Consider the following 23,113-nt stretch of genomic DNA (forward strand, 5'->3'; position numbering starts at 1 on the left):
TCAGTCAAAGACTGCAAAACACAACCTCAAAGTCGGAGACTTTGCGGAGCTTGCAAATTATCCCAACCAACCTTCTCTATCTAAACTTCTATACTGAATAGCTTCTGCAATATGATGTGAAAATACATTTTGTGAATTTTCTAAATCGGCAATAGTTCGGGAAACCTTTAAAATCCTATCATATGCTCGTGCCGACAAGTTCAATCGTTCCATAGCCGTTTTCAATAACTGTAAAGAAACATCATCTAAAGCACAATATTCACGAATTAACTTACTACTCATTTGTGCATTATAATGAATGTGATTGTAGTTTTCGAAACGTTGTGTTTGAATATTTCTTGCCTCTGTAACCCGTTTTCTAATTTCAACACTACTTTCTGCTTTGCGAGTTTCCGATAATTTTTCAAAAGGTACGGGTGTGACTTCAATATGAATGTCAATTCGATCTAAAAGAGGCCCTGAAATTTTACTTAAATAGCGTTGCATTTCCATTTGTGAAGCACCATTTGAATTTTTCGAATCGTTAAAAAAACCACTCGGACTTGGATTCATACTGGCTACTAACATAAATGAAGAAGGATAAGTAATAGTAAATTTTGCTCGAGCGATTGTTACTTCTCTATCTTCTAAAGGTTGGCGCATCACTTCCAAAACTTCACGTTTAAACTCAGGTAATTCATCTAAAAACAAAACGCCATTATGTGCTAAAGAAATTTCTCCTGGCTGTGGATAACTTCCTCCACCTACTAAACTGACAGAACTTGCCGTGTGATGTGGTGCTCGAAAAGGACGTTGCGTTAATAATCCTGCATCTTTTATTCTACCTGTAACCGAATGAATTTTAGTTGTTTCCAATGCTTCTTGCATACTCATAGGTGGTAGAATACTTGGTAAACGTTTGGCTAACATCGTTTTTCCAGCGCCTGGAGGTCCAATTAAAATAATATTATGACCGCCTGCAGCTGCAATTTCCATACATCTTTTAATTGACTCCTGACCTTTCACGTCGGCAAAATCGAATTCTGGAAATTCAAGGTTCTTAGAAAATTCTTCCTTCGTATCAATTATGGTAGGAATTAAAGTTTCTTTGCCTTCAAAAAAATTAATGACTTGTAATACATTATCGACACCATAAACATCTAAACCTTCTACAATTGCGGCTTCCTTTACATTTTGATTGGGAAGGATAATTCCTGTAAAACCTTCTTCTTTTGCTTTAATAGCTATAGATAATGCTCCACGAATTGGCTGTAAACCACCATCTAAAGACATTTCGCCCATAATGATGTATTTTCCAACATCGTCGGCGTTTATTTGACCAGAAGCGGCTAAAATTCCAATTGCTAAGGTTAAATCATAGGCAGAACCTTCTTTCCTTAAATCGGCAGGCGCCATATTTATGGTGATTTTTTTTCCAGGAAGATTATAATTATTATTTTTTAGAGCTGCAGCTATACGATAACTGCTTTCTTTAATAGCGGAATCAGGTAAACCTACTAAATGGTATCCGATTCCTTTATCGATATTTACTTCTACAGTAATGGTGGTGGCATCTACACCGAAAACGGCGCTTCCAAAGACTTTTACTAACATGGCGTGTACTTTAAAAATTGGCTTATATAAATACAAATGTAGAAAAGTTTTTGAAATAAAAAAACCTGAACAAAAAAATCATTCAGGTTTATATAGATTTTTTAATTTCTACTTTTTATTAACCAGGGCAATACCATTTTCTAACCATTTTTTATATTCTTCAATATTGGTATTAAATGCCATTGGTGTTACACCTTCTAAATCATTACCCTCATTATCAATAATAACATATAAAGGTTGCGAATTACTTTTATATCTTGAAATTTGTAAGTCTGTCCATTTGTTTCCAATAGTAATTACCTGTTTGCCGGTTGTTTTAGAAACGTATTGTTTTTCTTTAGGTAAATCAATTTTTCTATCACAATATAAAGAAACTAATACCACATCATTTTTTAGGATAGATAAAATATTTTTATCAGACCAAACATTGTCTTCCATTTTTCTGCAATTTGCGCAGGCATCACCTGTAAAATCTAACAAAACTGGTTTACCTACTTTTTTCGCGTATGCTAATCCGTATTCATAGTCTTCAAAAGCGATAATTCCGTGTGGTCCATTGTGCGCGTGTTCTGGTAATTCAGCTGTACTCGAATTTCCATTTCCAAATCCTGATACGCTTTCTGCATAAGTCATAGGAGGCGTTAATCCGCTTAATATTTTTAATGGCGCGCCCCATAATCCTGGAATCATATAGAAAGTAAAAGTACTAACGATAATAGCCATCATCAAACGCCCTACTCCTATTTTATCCGCTTTTTCATAATCGTGAGGTAACATATATTTGCCAAATAAATACAACGCCCAAGCAGCAAATACAGCAATCCATATCGCAATAAACAACTCTCTTTCTAACCAATGTTTTTGTAACACCAAATCGGCATTAGATAAAAACTTAAAGGCAAAAGCCAATTCTAAAAATCCTAATGAAACTTTAACCGTATTTAACCAACCACCCGATTTTGGCATTGAATTTAACCAACCTGGAAACATAGCAAATAACATAAATGGTAAAGCAATAGCGATAGAGAAACCTAACATTCCAATAATTGGCGCTAAACCACCTTTTGATGCCGATTCTACAAGTAAAGTACCAACAATTGGACCTGTACAAGAAAAAGAAACTACTGCTAATGCCAATGCCATAAAAAAGATACCAACTATACCGCCTTTATCTGCTTTTGAATCAATTTTTGTAGCCCAAGAACTTGGTAAAACTATTTCGAATGCACCTAAAAACGAAAGTGCAAAAATTACTAATAAGGCAAAGAAAATTAAATTAAACGTAACGCTTGTTGATAATTCATTCAGTGCTTCTGCGCCAAAAATCCCTGTAATTAATGACCCTAACAACACATAAATAGCAATGATGGCTAAGCCGTATATGATGGCATTTCTAATACCTTCTGCTTTGGTTTTACTTTGTTTCGTAAAAAAGCTAACTGTCATTGGAATCATTGGGAAAATACAAGGCATCAAAAGCGCTGCAAAACCACCTAAAAAGGCTAAAAAGAAAATAGTCCATAAACTTTTTTCTTCTTTATTTGGTGTAGCGTTATTTGAATTTTTTACTGGTGCAACAGTTTGCTTTGTGGTGTCCGTTTCAGTTTTAGCAACCGAATCAGTTGGTTTTGAAACTGAATCCAAAGCAAGATCTGAATTGGCTTCAGTTGCCTTTATTTCTGGTAAATTAAAAACTAAATTCCCTTCAGTTTGCACACATTTTCCATCAATACACGCTTGACCATCTGCCAAAAGAGAAATTGTTTTTAATTTGGAATTTAATATTTTAATACGTTGTGTAAATTTTGCTGAAGTTTGAAAGTAATATTCTTCAATTTCAAATATTTCATTAAACGCTTTTTTATATTTACCTTCTTTAGTTTTTCCTATTAATTGGTAATTTCCTTTTTGATTTTTAAACGTAAAAACCAAAGGTAAGGCACCACCTTCAGGTGTGAATTGCGAATACAAATGCCAATTGTTTTCAATACTTGCTGAGATAATTAAATCTACTTCAGTATCAGAAACTTTCACAACACTTGAACTCCATTTTACTGGTTCTACAATTTGTGCTGTACCCATAAAGGCAAGAAACAGGGCGAATAAACTAACTATTTTTTTCATTGTTATATGTAATTTGTATTATATTTTGATTGGTGTTATCTGGTTTAAATCGTTCGTCAGCTCTGTGTCCAATTATCCAAACAATTTGATTATTACTTTCTAATATCCAAGTAGCTTCTTTTTGAAATTGTGAAAATTTTTCATCTTTAAAATACTTGCTTACTTTCTTTTTGCCTTGCATTCCTGCTGGATAAAAGAAATCGCCTTCATTCCATTTTCTTATGATTAACGGAAATTGTAACTTCGATTCTTCCACAAATATAATGTTCTTGTTTTGATTTGAAATGTTACTTATGTTACAAAAACTGAAATTTAACGGAAAATTAGTACTTTCAGTTACAGAATTAATAACAATAGTTTCAAAATTCATCATTCTTTTTTGAGAAAGAAGTAAATAATCTCTGTCTTTTAATAAAATATAATTTTCAGATTCGATGCGTTTTCCTGTTTGCGATTGTACTAAATCATAGACATCATTCCAAGCTGTAAAACCATATTTATGAAGCCATTGGTATAAATACGCTTTATAATTTTTATACTGAAGCAAGGCAGCAATATTAATTTTAATTTGTTCTTTTTCTTCTGTAACTACTTTTTCATACACCAACAAAACCGCATCATCTACTAAAGATTGTTGCTGATTAAGATGTTCTAACGTATTTTGAAACGAAGATAAAAAAGAATCGTTTATTTCTTTTAAAACGGGTACAATATGATGTCTGATTTTATTTCTTACATATTTATCCGAGGCATTACTGCTATCTTCTCGCCATTGTAATTGGTTTTCAGATGCGTAATTTTCAATTTCTTTACGTGAAAAAGGCAACATTGGTCGGATAATATTTCCGTTTTGCGATGGAATTCCTGTTAAACCTTCTAAACCTGTACCGCGAGAAATATGAATCAAAAATGTTTCCACATCGTCATCAGCGTGATGCGCAGTAATAATATAATCGAATTTTTCTTGGATTAAAATCTCGTTAAACCAATCATACCTTAGATTTCTGGCAGCAACTTGCGTTGATAATTTATATGTTTCAGAATATTTTTTAGTATCAAATTTTGTAGTAAAAAAAGGAATATTATGCTGCTTGGCGTAATTAGTAACAAATTTTTGATCTTCATCACTTTCCAAATTTCTTAATTGAAAATTGCAGTGCGCTAAAGCAAAATTGAAATTTAATTTTTGAAATAAATGTACTAAAACCATACTATCCAAGCCACCACTGGTAGCCACAAGTAATTTTTTATCTTGTAAGAAAGAAAAATTTTGTTGAATATGATTTTTTAGTTTTTGAAGCATTTACAAATGTAATTAATTTACTTGAAGAACCTCAAACATAGCTTTGGCTTTCAATAAACATTCTTCATATTCATTTTCTGGAATGGCTTCAGAAGTTATGGCACTTCCAACAGAAAAACTTAAATATTTATTTTCAGAATTATACAAAATACTTCGAATAACCACATTAAAATCAAAATTTCCTGAAGGCGTAAAATAGCCTACAGCTCCGCTATACAATCCTCGTTTTGTTTCTTCCAAATCTTCAATAATTTTCATAGCTGAAATTTTCGGTGCGCCAGTCATACTTCCCATTGGGAAAGTGGTTCGTAAAATTTCAATTGGTGAAGTGGTATGTGCAACATTTGAAGTTATAGTTGAAATCATTTGATGTACTTGCTTGAATGAATAAACGTTACAAAGTTCTTCAACTTCAACTGAACTCTTTATTGCGGTTTGTGACAAGTCATTTCGAACCAAGTCAACTATCATTATATTTTCTGAACGCTCTTTGGCATTGTTTTGAAGCGCTATTTTATTCTGCTTATCTAATTCTGAATTTGAATTGCGTTTCGCAGTACCTTTTATTGGCTGAGAAATCACTTTTTCGTTTTCTTTTTTTAAATACCGTTCAGGTGAAGCTGAAAGTAAATACTGTTGATTTTTCTTGAAATAAACTGAAAATGGTGCGTCTGAAATTTCATTTAATTTTTTATAAACTTCATATGGTGCAATTACTGCTTCTTCTGCATAAAATTCCATACAAAAATTAGCTTCATAAATATCACCTCGAAGAATATGAGCAAGCATTTTATTAACTTTTTTAAGGTAATTTTCTTTAGAAATTCTTTGTTGGATAGTAACTTTTGATTCTTGACTTTCGCCTTTTTCTTGATTTAAAATGTCTTCAAAATCAGAATCAATTTCATCATCGCACATATTTAGATATTGAATTTCTAAAGTAGTATCTTTTAATAAAAAGATTTTCTTTGGCTGAAAAAAGTACAAATCAGGGAAACCTAATCCGTCAAAATTTTGAGATTGTAAATGTTCAACATCGTTTTTTAAATCGTAAGCTAAATATCCGAAAAGCCAATCGTTTGATTTGGATTGATATTGATATACATCTTCAAATGCTTTCTCAAAATCGGTTTGAATAGAAGTAAAAGCGTCTACTGCAACTACGAAATCATATGTTTTATATAATTGATTTTCATTACTTTGAGAATTACTATCTAAAATAGTTACTTCTCTAAATTGCTGACTCCAAAGTGAAATTTTCTCTTTAAAAAGAGATGGATCTGATATTTGTTTTATACTATTAGTTCGCAAGAGATATTATTTTTCGCCTAAATAAATTAAATCATATTCAATTATCATATCATCATTTGCTATGTAAATTTGCTTACTGCTTCCTGCATTTTTAGGAGAGACAATTGTTATAACTGTATCTATACCTAAATTATCTACACAAAAATATTTATTAGACGTTCCTGATTCATTTTCAACTTTGTCTTCATATTTTAAAATACTATACAATTGAATAATCTCAGAATACACTACAAAGCGATGTTTGTCTCTATCTAAATTAATTAATAGTTCGGTTGGTAACGTTTTAGACCATTTAGACCATTCGCCTTTTGCATTTTTTTGAGAAACAGAATAATTAACTGTTTTAAATTGATATGTTTGAGAAAATCCCATTTGTGAACATAAACCTAAAAACAATACAATAACTATTTTTTTCATTTTATATAAATTAAAATTGAATTTCGTTTACACTGCCTTTTGCTAAATTAAATTCGGTAATCACATTATTTACAATCGTTTCAACTGGAAGAATATCGTGAATTAATCCTGCAATTTGACCAATTTCTAATTCACCATCTACTAAATCACCTTCAAACATACCTTTTTTAGCTCTTGCTCTGCCTAATAACGTTTTTAAATCTTCTACAGAAGCACAATTGGCATAAGCTTCTTGAATATCATTAAAAAATTTGTTTTTAATTAATCTAACCGGCGCTAATTCTTTTAAAGTAACCAGTGTTTCACCTTCTTGTGTTTCTAATATTGTTTTCTTAAAGTCAATATGTGCACTTGATTCTATCGAAGCGGCAAATCGACTTCCCATCTGAACGCCATCAGCTCCTAAAACCATAGCAGCTAACATACCTTTACCCGTGGCAATTCCGCCAGCTGCGATTAATGGAATAGAAATATTTTCTTTTACCATTGGAATTAAAGTAAGTGTTGTCGTTTCTTCTCTACCGTTGTGTCCTCCAGCTTCAAAACCTTCAGCTACAACAGCATCTACACCAGCCTCTTGAGCTTTTAAAGCAAATTTAGAACTGCTTACCACGTGAACCACAATAATTCCATTTTCTTTAAGAAAATTGGTCCAAGTTTTAGGATTTCCAGCAGAAGTAAAAACAATTTTCACACCTTCTTCTACTATAATTTGCATAATTTCTTCGATGTTTGGATATAACATCGGAACATTTACACCAAAAGGTTTAGATGTAGCTTTTTTACATTTTTGAATGTGTTCACGCAAAACTTCTGGATACATAGAACCGGCACCAATAAGACCTAAACCTCCTGCGTTACTTACCGCGCTTGCAAGTTTGTAACCACTGTTCCAAATCATTCCACCTTGAATAATCGGATAAGAAATTCCAAATAATTGTGTGATTTTATTCATTTAATTGATCTGCTTATTTTTTAATAATTTTACCAATATGCTCTTTTGTAGATAAATACCTGTAATAATAAATACCTTTTGGTAAATCTTCTAAATTAATAAAAGCGTTATAAGAACCTTCAAATTCTTTATTAGCAACTTTTTGACCCAAGGTATTAATGATTTCAATTGTTCCTTTTTCTGAAGCATCTTCAAGACGTAAAAACATAAGATTTTCTGTTGGGTTTGGATATACTGTAAAATATTTTGGATTGTTGTCTACAATTGTTTCCATATTTAAAGCAGCCGTTAATGCCAATTGAAAATCGGGAATTCCGTATCCTTTCTGTATGGTTGGATTGCTGTAATTATCTGATGATTGTTTAATGAATTGAACCACTTGCTGTGCCGATAAATTAGGTACAGCCGACCAAAAGGTAGCGACCATTCCAGCAATAACAGGACTTGAAAAAGAGGTTCCGTTTGAAGCATATATAGCTCCAGTTGGAGAACAAACGGTTGTTCCTAAACCCTTAGCGCAAACATCTGGTTTAACGCGTCCGTCAAATGAAGGCCCAATTGAACTAAATGTAGCGTATTGTTCTAAACTATTAACAGCACCTATGGTTAATGCACCAATAGCATCAGCTGGTGTACCAATGTGTGGCTCGTTTGAGGCACCTGAGTTACCAGCACTAATTACAACTACAATTCCTTTATTGAATGCCATATTGGCACCACGGGAAGAAAACGTTTTGTTTCCAATCATATCATTATAATCGTGAGAATAATTAGGATTGTCATATCCAAAATATCCTAAAGAAGAATTAATTACATCCACACCATAATAATCTGCTAATTCAGCACCTTCCACCCAATAGGATTCTTCGACAGGGTTTTCGGAATTGATATCTTCTGTAATAAATAAATAATATTTTGCATTTGGAGCTGTACCAACTAATTGTCCTTCTGCAAATCCGCCCATAGTAGATAAAACATTTGAACCGTGATTGTGTCTGAAAAAATAATTAGTGTTTTGATCAGGAAAATTATAACCTCCTAATATTTGATTGTTTGCAATTAAATTTTGAAATGGAAGTGCTGTATCAACTCCTAAAAATCCAGAATCTAAAACGGCAATAACTTTTCCTTGCCCTGTATAATTTTGTTGATGCAATAAATGCCCATTAAGCATTTCAATTTGGTTTTGAGAATTACCGTAGTTGTAAATTACTTGAGTATCTAATTGTTTGTTTACTGCTGAAATTTTATTGCTTTGAGAAACTCTTCCACCTGGATTTAATGAATGGTTGGCAAAAGTGATGTGATTCACAAAACTTAAATTTGTTAAAGCTTGAACATTGGTTTGAGTACCACGAATATGCAACGCATTCATCCATCTTGATTTTGCCATAACTGTAATTCCAGTTGATGCCGCAATTTGAGTAATATAACTTTGCTCCACAGGAACATCCGTAATATCTAAAGAAATATTTTGAGCCATTCTTCTATCCAAAGCACGTTGTGTCAACATGGTTAAAGGATTAGCTAAAAAAGTTGCTGCACTTGGCTTGTTATTAAAATACACCCAAGCATCTTCAATTTGAGCAAAACTCAAGTTGATAATTCCTAAAAATAATAAAAGATATATTTTTTTCATATTAAAAATTAGTATTCAAATATAGCAAATTTATTTTATGAAATTACTCCACTACCTTGCAATTCATCATCCATATACCAAGCTACAAATTGTCCTTCGGTAATTGCAGATTGCGGATTTTCAAATTGCACATACATACAACTTTCAAATTGATGTAAAGTTGCTTTTTGCAAAGGTTGTCGGTATCTAATTCGTGCCATTACATTTTTAGTTTCTCCTACATTCAATTTTAAATCTTGACGAATCCAATGTACTTCGTTTGCTTTTATGAACAACGTATTTTTGAATAAACCAGGATGATTGGCGCCTTCTCCAACATAAATAATATTATTTACAACATCCGTTTGAATGACAAATAAGCCTTCTTTTGTACCACCAACATTTAACCCACGACGTTGTCCGTTTGTAAAATAATGAGCCCCTTGATGCTTTCCTTTGACGATTCCATTTGCATTAGAATAGTCTTTATTTTTAGCATAAAAAGCTAATGATTCTTCGGTATTTACAAAATTTGGAAGTATAGAATTATAAATTTCATTAGTAGAAGGAATTTCAATAATTAGACCTTCTTTTGGTTGTAACTTTTGTTGTAAAAATTCTGGTAAACGCACTTTTCCAATAAAACATAAGCCTTGAGAATCTTTTTTCTCAGCCGTAACCAATTCCATTTTAGTGGCGATTTCTCTAACTTCTGGTTTGGTTAACTCACCAATTGGAAATAATGCTTTTGCTAATTGTTCTTGTGATAATTGGCATAAAAAATACGATTGATCTTTGTTGTCATCTTTACCAGCTAATAATTGATGAACTTCGTTACCATTAACATCAATGGTGTTTTTTCTGCAATAATGTCCGGTTGCTACATAATCTGCACCCAAAGAAACAGCAATTTTCATAAAAACATCAAACTTTATTTCTCTGTTGCATAATACATCAGGATTTGGCGTTCGTCCGTTTTCGTATTCTGAAAACATATAATCAACAATTTTCTCTTGATATTGTTCAGATAAATCAACAGTTTGAAACGGAATTCCTAATTTTTCAGCAACTAATAAAGCATCATTACTATCTTCTAACCACGGGCATTCATTTGAAATAGTTACGGAATCATCGTGCCAATTTTTCATAAAAAGTCCAATAACGTCGTAACCTTGCTCTTTTAAAAGATAGGCTGCAACGCTTGAATCTACTCCACCTGAAAGTCCTACAACTACTCGTTTCATTTATATTTTATTATTATTCTTCAACTGGTTTTTCTACAGGAGTACTTTTAGCAAATTTCTTGGCTAATTTTTGTTCCACTTTTTTTAATTCCTTTGAAAATTTATCAGCTTTAACTTGTTTTACAACTTTGTCGTTCTCGTAAAATTTCCACATTCCAACCTTTACATTATTTTTATAGGTACCTTCATACATTTTTTTTCCATTCCCATCAAAATAAATAGCAACACCTTCAAACAAATCATTAACGTATTGATGTTGGTCGATTTGCTTTCCGTTTTCAGCAAATGTTTTTCCAATACCATTTTTCTTACCTTCAGTATAATTTATTTCTTCCGCTAATTTATTAGCTTTATAAAACACTTTTCTAACTCCATTTAGCTTTCCGTTTTTATAATTTTCAAGCGTCATAATATCTTTAGATTCTTGATGGTAATATTTCCATTGCCCTTCAAAAAGTTTGTTTTTTACAACACCTTCACTAACTTTATTTCCTTTTTGATCGAAAAAAATAGTATAACAAGAACCATCCGCTTTTGAAAAATCGCGAGTTGCAATTAATGTACCTGCTTTAGTATCATCAAAATATTTAAAAGTACCAACTTCTTTTCCGTGTTCAAAAGTGCCTTCGTATCTTGGGCGTTTACTTTCTTCGTGAACGCCTTTCCAAAAACCATTACGCAAGCCTTGTTCGTCAAATTGATTTAATTTATCTTGTGCTGAAACCAAATTTGCAACTACTAAAAAAGCAATAAAAATTAGTTTTTTCATATATTATAAAATTTGTTAAATATGTTTTTTTATATCTAAAATAATAAAACGATTGTTTTACAAAAATAGTATAAAAAAACCTGTTCTCAACAAGAACAGGTTTTTAAAGAATTTATTTTTTCTTTTGATTTAATGCCTTTTGAGCTTCTTGTTGTTCCATTATCTCTCGCATTTTCTTTTGAAATTTCGATTCCGTTTTTGGTTTCGTTTTATTCACTTGAATTTGTGCGTGAATTTTTTCTTCGTTAACAACATATTTTTTAATGACTAACATAATTCCGATTGTAATTAAGTTTGATATAAAGTTATATAAACTCAATCCAGAACCATAATTATTGAAGAAAACCAACATCATAATCGGAGAAAGATAAATCATAATTTTCATAATTTTTCCCATATCTGGCATACCTTCTTGTTGAGGCGCTTGCATTGCTTGGTCGCCTGTTGTCATCTTCATATAGAAGAAAATTGCAATAGCTGCTAATATTGGAAACAAACTTACGTGATCACCATAAAAAGGTATATTAAATGGCAATTTATAAATGGAATCATATGAAGATAAATCGTCTGCCCAAAGGAAACTTTTTTGTCTTAAATCAAAAGCAGAAGGGAAAAACTGAAACGAGGCATACATAAACGGTAATTGAATTAATGCTGGAATACAACCCGCCATTGGATTTACACCCGCTTTAGAATACAATGCCATTGTTTCTTGTTGTTTTTTCATTGGGTTATTTTTGAATTTTTCACCCAATTCTGCAATTTCTGGTTTCAATACTTTCATTTTGGCTTGCGACAAGAATGATTTGTATGTGATAGGCGACATCGCAATTTTTATCAAAATCGTGAAGATGATAATAGCAAAACCATAAGGCATAAATCCAGATAACAAACCAAATAATGGAATAAAAATAAACATATTTATCCATCCAAATACACCCCAACCTAATGAAACCAATTCATCTAAGTTTTTATCATAAGCACTTAATGTTTTATAATCTGTAGGACCATAATACATATTCATATCATAATTTAAAGCACCATTTTTAAATTCTAACGGCATTTTAGCTGTAAAGTTTTTTGTAAAAACAGTATCTACTTTTTCATCATCTACTAAATTGTCAGATATTAAATCTACTTTTTTAAATGCTGTGTTTGTTAATAAAACCGAAGTATAGAAATGCTGCTTAAAAGCTACATAAGTTACTGCTTCTGCTGTATCTTCGGTGTCAGATGCGGCATTTAAATAATCGTCTTTTCCGTTATCAAATTCGTAAATTAATTCGGTATATCTATTTTCGTACGATACACTTTTTTCGTTACGATAGGTTTTTAAATTCCATTCTAAATTGGTTGGTTTTGAAGTATTTAATACATTTTCCAAACCTTGTGTACGAATAGAAAAATCCAACATGTGATCGTTTTCTTTCATTACATAACGGTATTCTAAAAACTGATTTTCACCTGTTTTTAATTGCATCGTTACTACCTGATTTTTTCCTTCTTTCGTATATTTTGGTTCGAAGTATAAATCCTTTGTATTGATAACTTTACCGTCTTTTGTTGTTAAAGTTAAATTGAAGTTTGCATTGTTATCCTTGATAATTTGAACCGCTTTTCCTGAACCTTTTTTAAATTGTTCTTCATTTAATATAGTCGCTTCAGAAATATACCCACCTTTGTTGGCTATTTTTAAACGCAATACATTATTTGCTAATAAAGTAGCGCTATCTTTAGCTGTAGGTAATGATTCTGCATAAGCGAAAGCACCTAATTTAGATAAAGCTTCTGGTGAAACCTTACCTGTAGAATCAGTTTTTTGAACCAATTGAGTTGTAGTTGGCGTTACACTTTTAGGTGTTTTTGCTTCTTTATCGGCTTGTTCTTTTTTGGCTGTTTCAGCTAATTCTTCTTTTGTTGGTTGGTTTGAATACATCATCCACATTAAAATCCCGAAGATTAATGTGAAACCAATAAACGACTTAATGTCAAACTTTTTTTCTTCCATAATATGAATGTGCAACTCAAACGGAGTTGAATTAAATTTATAATTTGTATGCGTTTAAATAAAATCGTTACAATATAGCAATTCTATTTGTTTTTAACAGCTGCAGCCACTAATCCCATAAATAAAGGATGTGGATTTAAAACTGTACTTTTATATTCTGGATGGTATTGCACCCCAATAAAGAATGGGTGATTTGGCAATTCAATTATCTCCACCAATCCTGTATCTGGATTTAAACCTGAAGCTACCAATCCAGCAGCTTCCATTTCTGCTAAATAGTCACCATTAAATTCAAAACGATGACGGTGACGCTCTAATATATTTGTTTTTCCGTAAATTTTGTGTGCTAAAGTATTTTCTTTGATTGAGCATTTCCAAGCACCTAAACGCATAGTTCCACCCTTTTCAGTTACTGTTTTTTGTTCTTCCATTAAACTGATAATCGGATAACTTGTGTTTTCATTCATTTCTGTTGAATTGGCATCTTTTTTACCAAGTATGTTTCTTGCAAATTCAATAGAAGCCATTTGCATTCCCAAACAAATTCCTAAAAAAGGAATATTATTTTCACGCACATATTTAATCGCTTCAATTTTACCTTCAATACCTCTTCCACCGAAACCAGGAGCTACTAAAACACCATCTAAACCTTTTAATTTATCAGCTACATTTGATTTATCTAAAAACTCAGAATGTATACTAACTACATTTACTTTTGTTTCTTGTGTAGCTCCGGCGTGAATAAACGCTTCTAAAATAGATTTGTATGAATCTTGTAATTCAACATATTTACCAACCAAACCTATGTTTACTTCGTGTTTTGGATTTTCTAATTTATATAAAAATTCGTTCCATTGTTTTAAATCTGGAGTCGCTTTTTCTGGTAAATTTAATTTTTTAAGTGCTACTTTATCCAAACCTTCTTCTTGCATTAAGTTAGGCACTTTGTATATAGTTGAAGCGTCAATAGATTGAATAACTGCTTCTTTTTTTACATTGCAAAACAAAGCTAATTTCTGACGTAAATCTTGAGATAATTCGTGTTCTGTTCTACACACTAAAATATCTGCTTTAATACCGCTTTCCATCAAAGTTTTCACTGAATGTTGCGTTGGCTTTGTTTTTAATTCACCCGCAGCCGCTAAATAAGGTACTAACGTTAAATGAATTACAATTCCGTTAGTATCACCTAATTCCCAAACCAATTGACGAACCGATTCTATGTAAGGTAACGATTCTATATCACCAACTGTTCCACCAATTTCAGTAATTACTATATCATAATCGCCAGAATTACCAAGCAATTGCATACGTTCTTTTATTTCATTGGTAATATGAGGCACAACTTGAACCGTTTTCCCCAAAAATTCGCCACGACGTTCTTTTTCAATAACAGATAAGTAAATTCTACCTGTAGTTACATTATTCGCTTGAGATGTCGGTACATTTAAAAAACGTTCGTAATGTCCTAAATCTAAATCTGTTTCTGCTCCATCATCTGTTACATAACATTCGCCGTGTTCGTATGGATTTAAAGTTCCTGGATCTACGTTAATATACGGGTCAAATTTTTGAATAGTAGTTCTGTAACCTCTGGCTTGTAATAATTTTGCTAAAGATGCTGCTATGATTCCTTTTCCTAATGAAGAAGTAACACCACCTGTAACGAAAATGTATTTTGTTTGATTCATATTGTTGTTTGTTGTGTTGTTTTGAGGAACATACAAAATGTTCGCTCTGATATTGAATTTAAAAACACGCAAAGATAATATTAATTAGCCAATTATCAATAAGTCAAATTGTCAATTATGTATTAAATTTAGGGTTTTGGATATTTTTTTTGAATATTATGAATTAATTCTTCTAATCCATTAAGTTTCAATTCGTACACCAATTTAAGTTGCTCGCCTAAAGTTCCAGTAGGAAATCCTTTATTTTTGTACCAAACAATATACTGCTCAGGTAAATTAATAAGATAACGCCCCTTAAATTTTCCATAAGGCATTATTGTGTATGCGAGTTTGATGAGCTGTTCTTGGTTGGTCATTTTTTGAGAATATAGAATATAGAAAATAGAAAATAAACGTTTACTTATTTTCTGACTTTAAATTACTTCCAATTAAAAACCACTTCCTTTTTAATATCTGGATGTAAACTATTCAGTACCGGACAAGTCATTGCTGTTTTTTCTAAGATGATTCTTTCTTTGTCTGTTACTTCAACATTCATCGAAAAAGTTACGTGAATTTCTGTAATTCGTCGCGGTTCGGTTCCCATAATTTTAGTTACTTCAGCCGTTGAATTAGAAAAATCTACGTTTAAATCTTGTGCTTTAATGCCCATTACCGTAAACATACAACTTGCTAATGCATTTGCTACTGTATCGGTTGGTGAAAAAGCTTCCCCTTTACCGTTATTATCAATTGGAGCATCCGAAATAATTTCTGAACCAGAAGCTAAATGTATCGATGATGTTCTTAAATCGCCTAAATAAGTTACTTTTGACGTTGCCATTATTGCGCTTGTTTTATGGTTAAATCTGAATTATAATACATCATATAAACGCCATTATTAGAATTGTTTATATAATTAAACTGACTTTCAATTTGCTCTGAGATTTGACTTTCAACAGATTTAAAAAACCCTTCTTCCTGACACATTCTTAAAATGGCATCAAAAGTAACATCAAAACCTCGAGTTGCGTATTGATTTGGTTGTACTTTATTATCTTTTTTATACGCTTTTGCAAAATTTAATGCTTCTGATGATTCATTCTCACGAATAGCGGAAGGATACAACATTTGTAAAGCCGCCAAGTTTTTGGATGGAATTTCTTCAAAATCCAAAGCATCATTTCTTTCTATTACCACCAGTTGAATATCAAATTCTTTTTTAAGTTTTAATACATTATTGACTACAGAAAGTACTTGAATAATTTTATCTGAATCTAAAATCACAAAGTTCTTTTTCCCTTTTTGTAAATTAGATTTTAAAATCGCATAATCAAAAATACCTTTTTCATTAAAATAAAATGATTTCACTTCTGGATAATTTGAAGAAAAATAAGCACTTAATTTTGATTTTGTAGTAGAATGAATAGCAAAAATAGCGTCCGATTTTAATTTCAAATACGCCATTAATTTCTCCTTTTGAATGGTTTCATTAGGCATTGCATAAAAAACGTTAGCGCCTCCAACCCCAACATCATTCGTTAACGGAGAAATAACTGCTGTTTTTTTATCAACTAATTGTCCAGCAAGTTCAACGAAAGAATTGGTAAAAGGGCCAATTACAACATCTACATTAGAAAAATTATTGTTTTTAATTAATGCAGCTACGTTTGAAGAATATTTTGAAGATTCCGCATCATACACTTTTGCATTAATTGGCAATCCCAATACTTTAGCTGAATCAATAGCTTTAAGTGCTCCAGCATAAAAATCTAACGTTATATTTAAAAATTTATCAGTTTTTAAATATTCGATTTTTGTTTTAGAAGAATCTTTTTCAATTCTATTGATATTAAAAGGCATCAATAAAACTAAATTTCTTTCTTTGGTTTTATTAACGGTTTCTACTAAATTTACTTTTTCTTTCTTTAAAATTATAGAATCTTTTTTTAAAATTAGGTTACTCCTTTTTGGCAGAACCAATAACGTACCTTCAATTAAACCATCTTTTGCTGATGGGTTTTTCGCAATTATTTCTTCTATAGAAACATTAAATTTTTTCGAAATACTATACAGCGTTTCTTTAGCTTCAACTTCGTAAGAAATAACGTTTTCTGACGATATAATATTTTTTACCGATTTTGGCAATGACAAAACAACTCCTTTTTTTAGTCGAATTTCCGATCCTATTTCAAACTCAGTTCCTATTTCTGGATTTAGTTTTTCTAATTCTTCAATTGAAATTCCATATTTTTTGGATACCGAATATTTTGTATCTTTAGGTTGAATAATATGCTTATTTGGCGTAGATAAATCTATTACTGCAGCTTTTGGAATGGTAAGAATACTATTTTCTTGAACGCCGTTTTTAACTTCTGGATTGGCTTTTAGAATGTCTTCAGTAGAAACATTATATTTTTTTGAAATACTATATAAAGTTTCACCTTTTATAACGGTGTGTTTGGTTTGAGCATAATTTAGTATACTTACCAAAAATAATATCAATATATAATATGCTTTTTTCATAGAGGTTGGTTTATATTTTATTTGGGTGCAATTTTAATGCCAAGTTCAATAATGATAAAAATCAGATTCAATATCACTTTTCAAAAATAAGCATTATAAATTCAATTACAACATTTCAAAATAAAAAAAGCAATGTCAAATTTTAGTAAAATATTGACATTGCCATTGTATTTGATATTGTTATTTCTTTTTTATTCCCATTCAATAGTTGCTGGTGGTTTCGAACTAATATCGTATACTACACGATTCACACCACGAACATTATTGATAATTTCATTTGATATTTTCATTAAAAACTCATAAGGTAAATGTACCCAATCTGCCGTCATTCCGTCCGTAGATTCTACAGCTCTTAATGCTACTACTTTTTCATACGTACGCTCATCGCCCATTACGCCAACACTATTAACTGGTAATAATATAGCACCTGCTTGCCAAACTTTATCGTATAAACCGTGTTCTTTTAACCCATTAATAAATACAGCATCTACTTCTTGTAAAATCGCCACTTTTTCAGGTGTAATGTCACCTAAAATACGAATCGCTAAACCTGGTCCTGGGAAAGGATGACGGCCTAATAATTCAGGATCAATTCCTAATGTTGCACCTACTCTGCGTACTTCATCTTTAAATAACATTCGTAAAGGTTCTACAATTTGCAATTTCATAAAATCAGGTAAACCACCTACATTATGATGCGATTTTATAGTCGCTGAAGGTCCGCCAGTTGCCGAAACCGATTCAATTACATCGGGATAAATTGTACCTTGACCTAAAAATTTTACATCTTTTAACTGATTCGCCTCATCATCAAAAACCTCAATAAAAGCATTTCCAATAGCTTTACGTTTCGCTTCAGGATCATCAAGTCCAGCTAAAGCGTCATAAAAACGCTGAGAAGCATCAACGCCTTTAACGTTTAATCCCATTCCTTTGTACTGGTCTAAAACACTTTGGAATTCGTTTTTACGTAATAATCCGTTATTTACAAAAATGCAATATAAATTACTTCCAATCGCTTTATTTAAAATTACCGCAGCAACAGTAGAATCAACTCCACCAGATAATCCTAACACTACTTTATCGTCACCAATTTTGGCTTTCATATCTGCAATTACTTCTTCAACGAAAGCATTTGGAGTAAAGGTTTGTTCCACTTTTGCAATTTTAACTAAGAAGTTTTCTAACATCTGTTTTCCATCTGTAGAATGATAAACTTCTGGATGAAATTGAATGGCGTAAGTAGTCTCACCTTCAATTTTATACGCCGCATTTTCAACGTCTTTTGTACTGGCTATTTTAACACCATTTGTTGGTAATTTTTTGATGGAATCTGAATGACTCATCCAAACTTGGCTATTATCAGAAACACCTTCTAAAAACACTTCGTTTTCTTTGATGTAAGATAAATTTGCTCTTCCGTATTCTCTTGTATTAGAAGCAGCTACTTCTCCACCAGAAAAATGCGCTAAATATTGTGCACCATAACAAACGGCTAATAACGGTTTTTTACCTCTAATTTCAGATAAATCAGGATGAAGTGCTTCTTCTGAACGCACCGAACAAGGACTTCCACCTAAAATTACAGCTTTATATGATGATAAATCGGCAGGAATTTTATCGAAAGGGAAAATTTCACAGAAAATATTTAATTCTCTAACTCTTCGAGCGATTAGTTGTGTATATTGTGATCCGAAATCTAAAATTAAAACATTATTCATTTTTGTTTTGTTGTTGTGTGTTATTATAATTATTAATGAAATCAAACAACACAGATGAAAAAAATTATATAAATTAATAAAATTTCTTTAATCTGTGTTGAAATACTTCTAATATTCAAACGTTCCGTATTCTGAAACTATAGTTAACTTTTTATTATCTGATTGCTCTACTCTACCTACAATTTGTGCATCGATATTAAATGATTTTGAAATTTCAATAATGTCTTGTGCAATTTCAGCAGGTACATAAATTTCCATTCTATGTCCGCAATTGAATACCTGATACATTTCTTTCCAATCGGTTTTAGAATTTTCTTGAATCAGTTGAAATAATGGTGGTACTGGAAACAAATTATCTTTAATCACGTGAACGTTGTCTACAAAGTGAAGCACCTTAGTTTGGGCACCTCCACTGCAATGCACCATTCCGTGAATTTGATTTGAATTGTATTTAGATAGTATTTTTTTAATAACTGGTGCATACGTTCTGGTTGGAGAAAGCACTAACTTACCTGCATCAATAGGGCTATTTTCAACTGCATCCGTTAACTTTGTTTGACCCGAATATACCAATTCGTTTGGAACTGCTGCATCAAAACTTTCAGGATATTTTTCAGCTAAATACTTGGCAAAAACATCGTGACGCGCAGAGGTCAAACCATTACTTCCCATTCCACCATTGTATTCCGTTTCATAAGAAGCTTGACCAAATGAAGCTAAACCTACAATTACATCTCCTGCTTGAATATTTGCGTTATTAATTACTTTACTTCTTTCCATTCGAGCTGTTACCGTAGAATCTACAATAATCGTACGAACCAAATCGCCTACATCTGCAGTTTCGCCTCCTGTTGAATGGATAGTAACGCCGTGTTTCTTTAATTCTGTAATTAATTCTTCTGTTCCATTAATAATAGCCGAAATAACTTCAGCTGGAATTAGATTTTTATTTCTTCCGATAGTAGAAGACAATAAAATATTATCTGTTGCACCTACACACAATAAATCATCAATATTCATAATTAAGGCATCTTGCGCAATGCCTTTCCAAACAGAAACATCACCCGTTTCTTTCCAGTACATATAAGCTAAAGCTGATTTAGTACCAGCGCCATCAGCGTGCATAATAATGCAATACTTCTCATCGTTAGTTAAATAATCGGGTATGATTTTACAAAATGCTTGAGGAAATAATCCTTTATCAATATTTTTAATCGCATTATGTACATCTTCTTTAGAAGCAGAAACTCCTCTTAAATTGTAGCGTTGGCTCGTTTCAGAACTCATTATTATGTGTTGTTTGTTGTGTGGAGCAAAGATATAAATAATTAGGTAATGTGCCAATAAGATACTGAGACAATTTGCCAATTCAGAATAAAACTAATTAGAATTAAACAGTATCACAGAAAATTTTACAACCTTTGCAGCTAAGTTGTATACCAAACAATTAAAAAATAGAATTGGAAAAGTTAGAAAATTCATTTGCGAGTTGGTCAGTTTGTCAAATTTGTAAAGGACAAGGAAAAAAAAATCGGAGACAACCCAAAAAGTCGCTTATTCAACAAGAAAAAGTCGCAACTAAAAACGAACAAATAGCTTGTAAAATTTGTTTGGGTTCTGGTATACTTCCTTCTGTGAATTTTCCTCAAGTTGATAATGAAAATTATCCTCACGTGGCAATAATCGGTGCTGGAATTGGCGGTGTTGCTTTAGCAGTAGCGTGTTTACACCGTGGAATCCCATTTACACTTTATGAAAGAGATAAAAGCTTTACAGACAGATCACAAGGATACGGACTCACGTTACAACAAGCAAGCAAAGCAATAAAAGGCTTCGGATTATTTTCTTTGAAAGAAGCAGTAGTTTCTACAAAACATATCGTTTATACTTCAGAAGGAAAAGTTATTGGCGAATGGGGACTCAGAAAATGGTTACCATCCGATACAAAAAAACAAGCAAAACATTCTAACTTACACATTTCAAGGCAAGCTTTACGTAGCGCTTTATTAGACCAATTGAACGTAAAAAACAGTGTGCAATGGGGACATCAACTTGTTGATTATAAAGAATCTGAAAATAAAATTGATTTGAGTTTTCAAGTAAACGGTGAAATTAAGAAAGTTCAAACTGACATTTTAGTTGGTGCAGATGGCATTCGTAGTTCAATAAGAAATTTTTTGTTAGGTGAAGAAATTACACCTTTACGATATTTAGATTGTATGGTTATTTTGGGAATTTGTAAATTAAACGCCTTAGAAAATACAAAAAGTCCTTTACTCGATGGCGCTACGGTATTTCAAACTGCCAATGGAAAAGAACGCATGTATATGATGCCTTATTCAAAAGAGGCTATAATGTGGCAACTTAGTTTTCCCATTTCGGAAGCAGCAGCAAAAGAAATAAGTAAAAAAGGCAAAAATTCGCTTAAAGAGGAAGCAATACAAAGAACTAATTGGCACACGCCGATTCCAGAAATTATAAAAGCTACTTTAGAATCCGAAATTTCAGGTTATCCTGTTTACGATAGAGAAATACTATCTACTACATTATTAGAGAAAACAGAAAAAAACATAACTTTAATTGGTGATGCCGCACACCCAATGAGTCCGTTTAAAGGTCAAGGTGCCAATCAAGCATTATTAGATGCTTTATCTTTAGCCCGAGAAATTACAAAAAAATGTACGAAATCATCAAACTGGAAAGAAATTGGAATTCGAAAAAGCGTACTAAACGATTTTGAAACCGAAATGCTATCACGTAGTGCAAGTAAAGTGAAAGATTCTGCAGAAGCAGCGAAATTTTTACATTCAGAAATAGTATTACAAGAAGGTAACGAACCAAGAGGAAGTGTAGCGAAAAAATTAGATAATTGGACAATTAGATAATTAGATAATTAGATTTTTAGATTGTTAGATAATTGGCACATTGAGTAATTGACTAATTATCTAATTGACTTACATTTCTAAAATCATAATTTCTACTCTTCTATTGGCAGCTGCTTGTTCTTCTGTTGCTTCTGGAATGGCAAATTTTGGTTTCGAAACACCGAATCCTTTTACTTTTATACGTCGTTCTAAAATGTAATTTGATTGCAAAATACGTTTAACTTGTCTGGCTCTATCTAAAGATAAATTTCTAATGTCTTTATCCACACAACAAATATGCCCTTGAATTTCAATGTATAATTTTGGATTCATTGTCATAATACGAATCAATTCAAAAATTTCTCTTTGTGAGGAAGGCATAATACCAAAGGAATTTTTATAAAACTGAATTTCAGGCAAAACAATTAAAGTTCCAGGTCTAGACAATTGAATTTTTTCTTCTAAAGTAGCGCCTTCAGGGAAATTCATATCCTTTTCCTCAATTGGAGTTAATCCGTTTGTTGGATTATCTTTTGGAACTTCCAACTCTACTTTAGGTTGAATTAAAAGGGCTTCTTTAGCTAAATCTTTTTCTTGTAAAAAAACGATAATGGCTTTTCTGTTTTCTGCTTTACTATTCGATTTTGCACCTTTTTCGCCTAAAGAAATCGATTTGAAATCTTCCCTAATTTTTACAGAAAGTTTTACTTTATTAAAAATATAATCTACTCGTTTTTGTGATAATGTATCGTTGTAACCAGAAGAACCAACTTCATCCGTAGAACCCGTAATAGAAAGAATTTTAGAATTTTTATTTGCTGTAATCCACTTATTTAATTTAGTCAATTCCACTTGATTTAATGCAGATTTGTTGTTTTCGAAATAAAACGAAACACTTTCTTGACCAAAAAAGGTAAAAGGCAAAAGGTAAAAGGCAAAAGCGAATAGAAATTTCATTATTTAGAATGTTTTATGATTTTGATAGCCACA

The 23,113-nt window shown here is 31.8% G+C and carries 18 protein-coding genes; 1 reads left to right on the plus strand and 17 read right to left on the minus strand.

Annotation, left to right across the window (positions count from 1 at the left end; translation table 11 throughout):
* Positions 1 to 57: 57 nt before the first annotated feature.
* From ACIQ16_RS05670 to ACIQ16_RS05745, 16 genes are all read right to left on the minus strand, one after another.
* A complete protein-coding gene (locus ACIQ16_RS05670) occupies positions 58 to 1,593 on the minus strand; it encodes a YifB family Mg chelatase-like AAA ATPase (protein WP_396149478.1) in 1,536 nt (511 codons plus the stop codon).
* Positions 1,594 to 1,701: 108 nt separating this feature from the next.
* Entirely contained in the window at positions 1,702 to 3,717 is a 2,016-nt protein-coding gene (locus ACIQ16_RS05675; RefSeq protein ID WP_396149480.1) for a protein-disulfide reductase DsbD family protein, read from the minus strand.
* Entirely contained in the window at positions 3,701 to 5,020 is a 1,320-nt protein-coding gene (gene tilS, locus ACIQ16_RS05680) for a tRNA lysidine(34) synthetase TilS (RefSeq protein ID WP_396149482.1), read from the minus strand. Before tilS ends, ACIQ16_RS05675 begins: the two co-directional genes overlap by 17 nt.
* A gap of 12 nt (positions 5,021 to 5,032) precedes the next feature.
* The gene (locus tag ACIQ16_RS05685) at positions 5,033 to 6,331 is read right to left on the minus strand and encodes an anthranilate synthase component I family protein (RefSeq protein WP_396149484.1); all 1,299 of its coding nucleotides are present in this window, start codon (positions 6,329 to 6,331) and stop codon (positions 5,033 to 5,035) included.
* Positions 6,332 to 6,337: 6 nt separating this feature from the next.
* Positions 6,338 to 6,748, minus strand: coding sequence for a hypothetical protein (locus tag ACIQ16_RS05690; protein ID WP_396149486.1), 411 nt, complete (start codon positions 6,746 to 6,748; stop codon positions 6,338 to 6,340).
* Between the two features lie 10 nt (positions 6,749 to 6,758).
* Complete coding sequence (locus ACIQ16_RS05695; RefSeq protein ID WP_396149488.1) at positions 6,759 to 7,703, minus strand: NAD(P)H-dependent flavin oxidoreductase; 945 nt, start codon at positions 7,701 to 7,703, stop codon at positions 6,759 to 6,761.
* 13 nt (positions 7,704 to 7,716) lie between these two features.
* Positions 7,717 to 9,342, minus strand: coding sequence for a S8 family serine peptidase (locus ACIQ16_RS05700; RefSeq protein WP_396149490.1), 1,626 nt, complete (start codon positions 9,340 to 9,342; stop codon positions 7,717 to 7,719).
* 35 nt (positions 9,343 to 9,377) lie between these two features.
* Positions 9,378 to 10,565, minus strand: a complete 1,188-nt coding sequence (mnmA, locus tag ACIQ16_RS05705) for a tRNA 2-thiouridine(34) synthase MnmA (protein ID WP_396149492.1) — start codon at positions 10,563 to 10,565, stop codon at positions 9,378 to 9,380.
* Between the two features lie 13 nt (positions 10,566 to 10,578).
* Complete coding sequence (locus ACIQ16_RS05710) at positions 10,579 to 11,334, minus strand: toxin-antitoxin system YwqK family antitoxin (RefSeq protein ID WP_396149494.1); 756 nt, start codon at positions 11,332 to 11,334, stop codon at positions 10,579 to 10,581.
* Positions 11,335 to 11,446: 112 nt separating this feature from the next.
* Positions 11,447 to 13,342: a membrane protein insertase YidC gene (gene yidC / locus ACIQ16_RS05715; RefSeq protein ID WP_396149497.1), complete on the minus strand. Its 1,896-nt coding sequence runs from the start codon at positions 13,340 to 13,342 to the stop codon at positions 11,447 to 11,449.
* Positions 13,343 to 13,425: 83 nt separating this feature from the next.
* Positions 13,426 to 15,033, minus strand: coding sequence for a CTP synthase (locus ACIQ16_RS05720; protein ID WP_396149499.1), 1,608 nt, complete (start codon positions 15,031 to 15,033; stop codon positions 13,426 to 13,428).
* Positions 15,034 to 15,161: 128 nt separating this feature from the next.
* Positions 15,162 to 15,389, minus strand: coding sequence for a DUF3820 family protein (locus ACIQ16_RS05725; protein ID WP_396149501.1), 228 nt, complete (start codon positions 15,387 to 15,389; stop codon positions 15,162 to 15,164).
* A gap of 62 nt (positions 15,390 to 15,451) precedes the next feature.
* Positions 15,452 to 15,856, minus strand: a complete 405-nt coding sequence (locus ACIQ16_RS05730) for an OsmC family protein (protein WP_396149503.1) — start codon at positions 15,854 to 15,856, stop codon at positions 15,452 to 15,454.
* Positions 15,856 to 17,538 carry a LysM peptidoglycan-binding domain-containing protein gene (locus ACIQ16_RS05735; protein WP_396149505.1) on the minus strand — a complete coding sequence of 561 codons (1,683 nt, stop codon included), beginning with the start codon at positions 17,536 to 17,538 and terminating at the stop codon, positions 15,856 to 15,858. Before ACIQ16_RS05735 ends, ACIQ16_RS05730 begins: the two co-directional genes overlap by 1 nt.
* A gap of 191 nt (positions 17,539 to 17,729) precedes the next feature.
* On the minus strand, positions 17,730 to 19,259 hold the full coding sequence (gene guaA, locus ACIQ16_RS05740) for a glutamine-hydrolyzing GMP synthase (protein WP_291242324.1): 1,530 nt from the start codon (positions 19,257 to 19,259) through the stop codon (positions 17,730 to 17,732).
* A 108-nt stretch (positions 19,260 to 19,367) separates the two neighbouring features.
* Positions 19,368 to 20,546 carry an AIR synthase related protein gene (locus ACIQ16_RS05745; protein ID WP_396149507.1) on the minus strand — a complete coding sequence of 393 codons (1,179 nt, stop codon included), beginning with the start codon at positions 20,544 to 20,546 and terminating at the stop codon, positions 19,368 to 19,370.
* A gap of 173 nt (positions 20,547 to 20,719) precedes the next feature.
* Here ACIQ16_RS05745 and ACIQ16_RS05750 point away from each other — a divergent pair, with 173 nt between their 5' ends.
* A complete protein-coding gene (locus ACIQ16_RS05750; RefSeq protein ID WP_396149509.1) occupies positions 20,720 to 22,144 on the plus strand; it encodes an FAD-dependent oxidoreductase in 1,425 nt (474 codons plus the stop codon).
* Between the two features lie 69 nt (positions 22,145 to 22,213).
* Here ACIQ16_RS05750 and ACIQ16_RS05755 read toward each other — a convergent pair whose 3' ends face one another.
* The gene (locus ACIQ16_RS05755; RefSeq protein ID WP_396149511.1) at positions 22,214 to 23,080 is read right to left on the minus strand and encodes an OmpA family protein; all 867 of its coding nucleotides are present in this window, start codon (positions 23,078 to 23,080) and stop codon (positions 22,214 to 22,216) included.
* Between the last annotated feature and the right edge of the window lie 33 nt (positions 23,081 to 23,113).

Source organism: Flavobacterium sp. (assembly GCF_044360715.1).
Lineage (GTDB): Bacteria > Bacteroidota > Bacteroidia > Flavobacteriales > Flavobacteriaceae > Flavobacterium.

Bases quoted from the DNA above. Each gene is read 5' to 3' on its own strand.
- ACIQ16_RS05710 (WP_396149494.1), bottom strand. From the start codon at position 11,334: ATGAAAAAACTAATTTTTATTGCTTTTTTAGTAGTTGCAAATTTGGTT.
- ACIQ16_RS05700 (WP_396149490.1), bottom strand. From the start codon at position 9,342: ATGAAAAAAATATATCTTTTATTATTTTTAGGAATTATCAACTTGAGT.
- ACIQ16_RS05725 (WP_396149501.1), bottom strand. From the start codon at position 15,389: ATGACCAACCAAGAACAGCTCATCAAACTCGCATACACAATAATGCCT.
- tilS (WP_396149482.1), bottom strand. From the start codon at position 5,020: ATGCTTCAAAAACTAAAAAATCATATTCAACAAAATTTTTCTTTCTTA.
- yidC (WP_396149497.1), bottom strand. From the start codon at position 13,342: ATGGAAGAAAAAAAGTTTGACATTAAGTCGTTTATTGGTTTCACATTA.
- guaA (WP_291242324.1), bottom strand. From the start codon at position 19,259: ATGAATAATGTTTTAATTTTAGATTTCGGATCACAATATACACAACTA.
- ACIQ16_RS05755 (WP_396149511.1), bottom strand. From the start codon at position 23,080: ATGAAATTTCTATTCGCTTTTGCCTTTTACCTTTTGCCTTTTACCTTT.
- ACIQ16_RS05745 (WP_396149507.1), bottom strand. From the start codon at position 20,546: ATGAGTTCTGAAACGAGCCAACGCTACAATTTAAGAGGAGTTTCTGCT.
- ACIQ16_RS05735 (WP_396149505.1), bottom strand. From the start codon at position 17,538: ATGAAAAAAGCATATTATATATTGATATTATTTTTGGTAAGTATACTA.
- ACIQ16_RS05675 (WP_396149480.1), bottom strand. From the start codon at position 3,717: ATGAAAAAAATAGTTAGTTTATTCGCCCTGTTTCTTGCCTTTATGGGT.
- mnmA (WP_396149492.1), bottom strand. From the start codon at position 10,565: ATGAAACGAGTAGTTGTAGGACTTTCAGGTGGAGTAGATTCAAGCGTT.
- ACIQ16_RS05720 (WP_396149499.1), bottom strand. From the start codon at position 15,033: ATGAATCAAACAAAATACATTTTCGTTACAGGTGGTGTTACTTCTTCA.
- ACIQ16_RS05730 (WP_396149503.1), bottom strand. From the start codon at position 15,856: ATGGCAACGTCAAAAGTAACTTATTTAGGCGATTTAAGAACATCATCG.
- ACIQ16_RS05695 (WP_396149488.1), bottom strand. From the start codon at position 7,703: ATGAATAAAATCACACAATTATTTGGAATTTCTTATCCGATTATTCAA.
- ACIQ16_RS05670 (WP_396149478.1), bottom strand. From the start codon at position 1,593: ATGTTAGTAAAAGTCTTTGGAAGCGCCGTTTTCGGTGTAGATGCCACC.
- ACIQ16_RS05690 (WP_396149486.1), bottom strand. From the start codon at position 6,748: ATGAAAAAAATAGTTATTGTATTGTTTTTAGGTTTATGTTCACAAATG.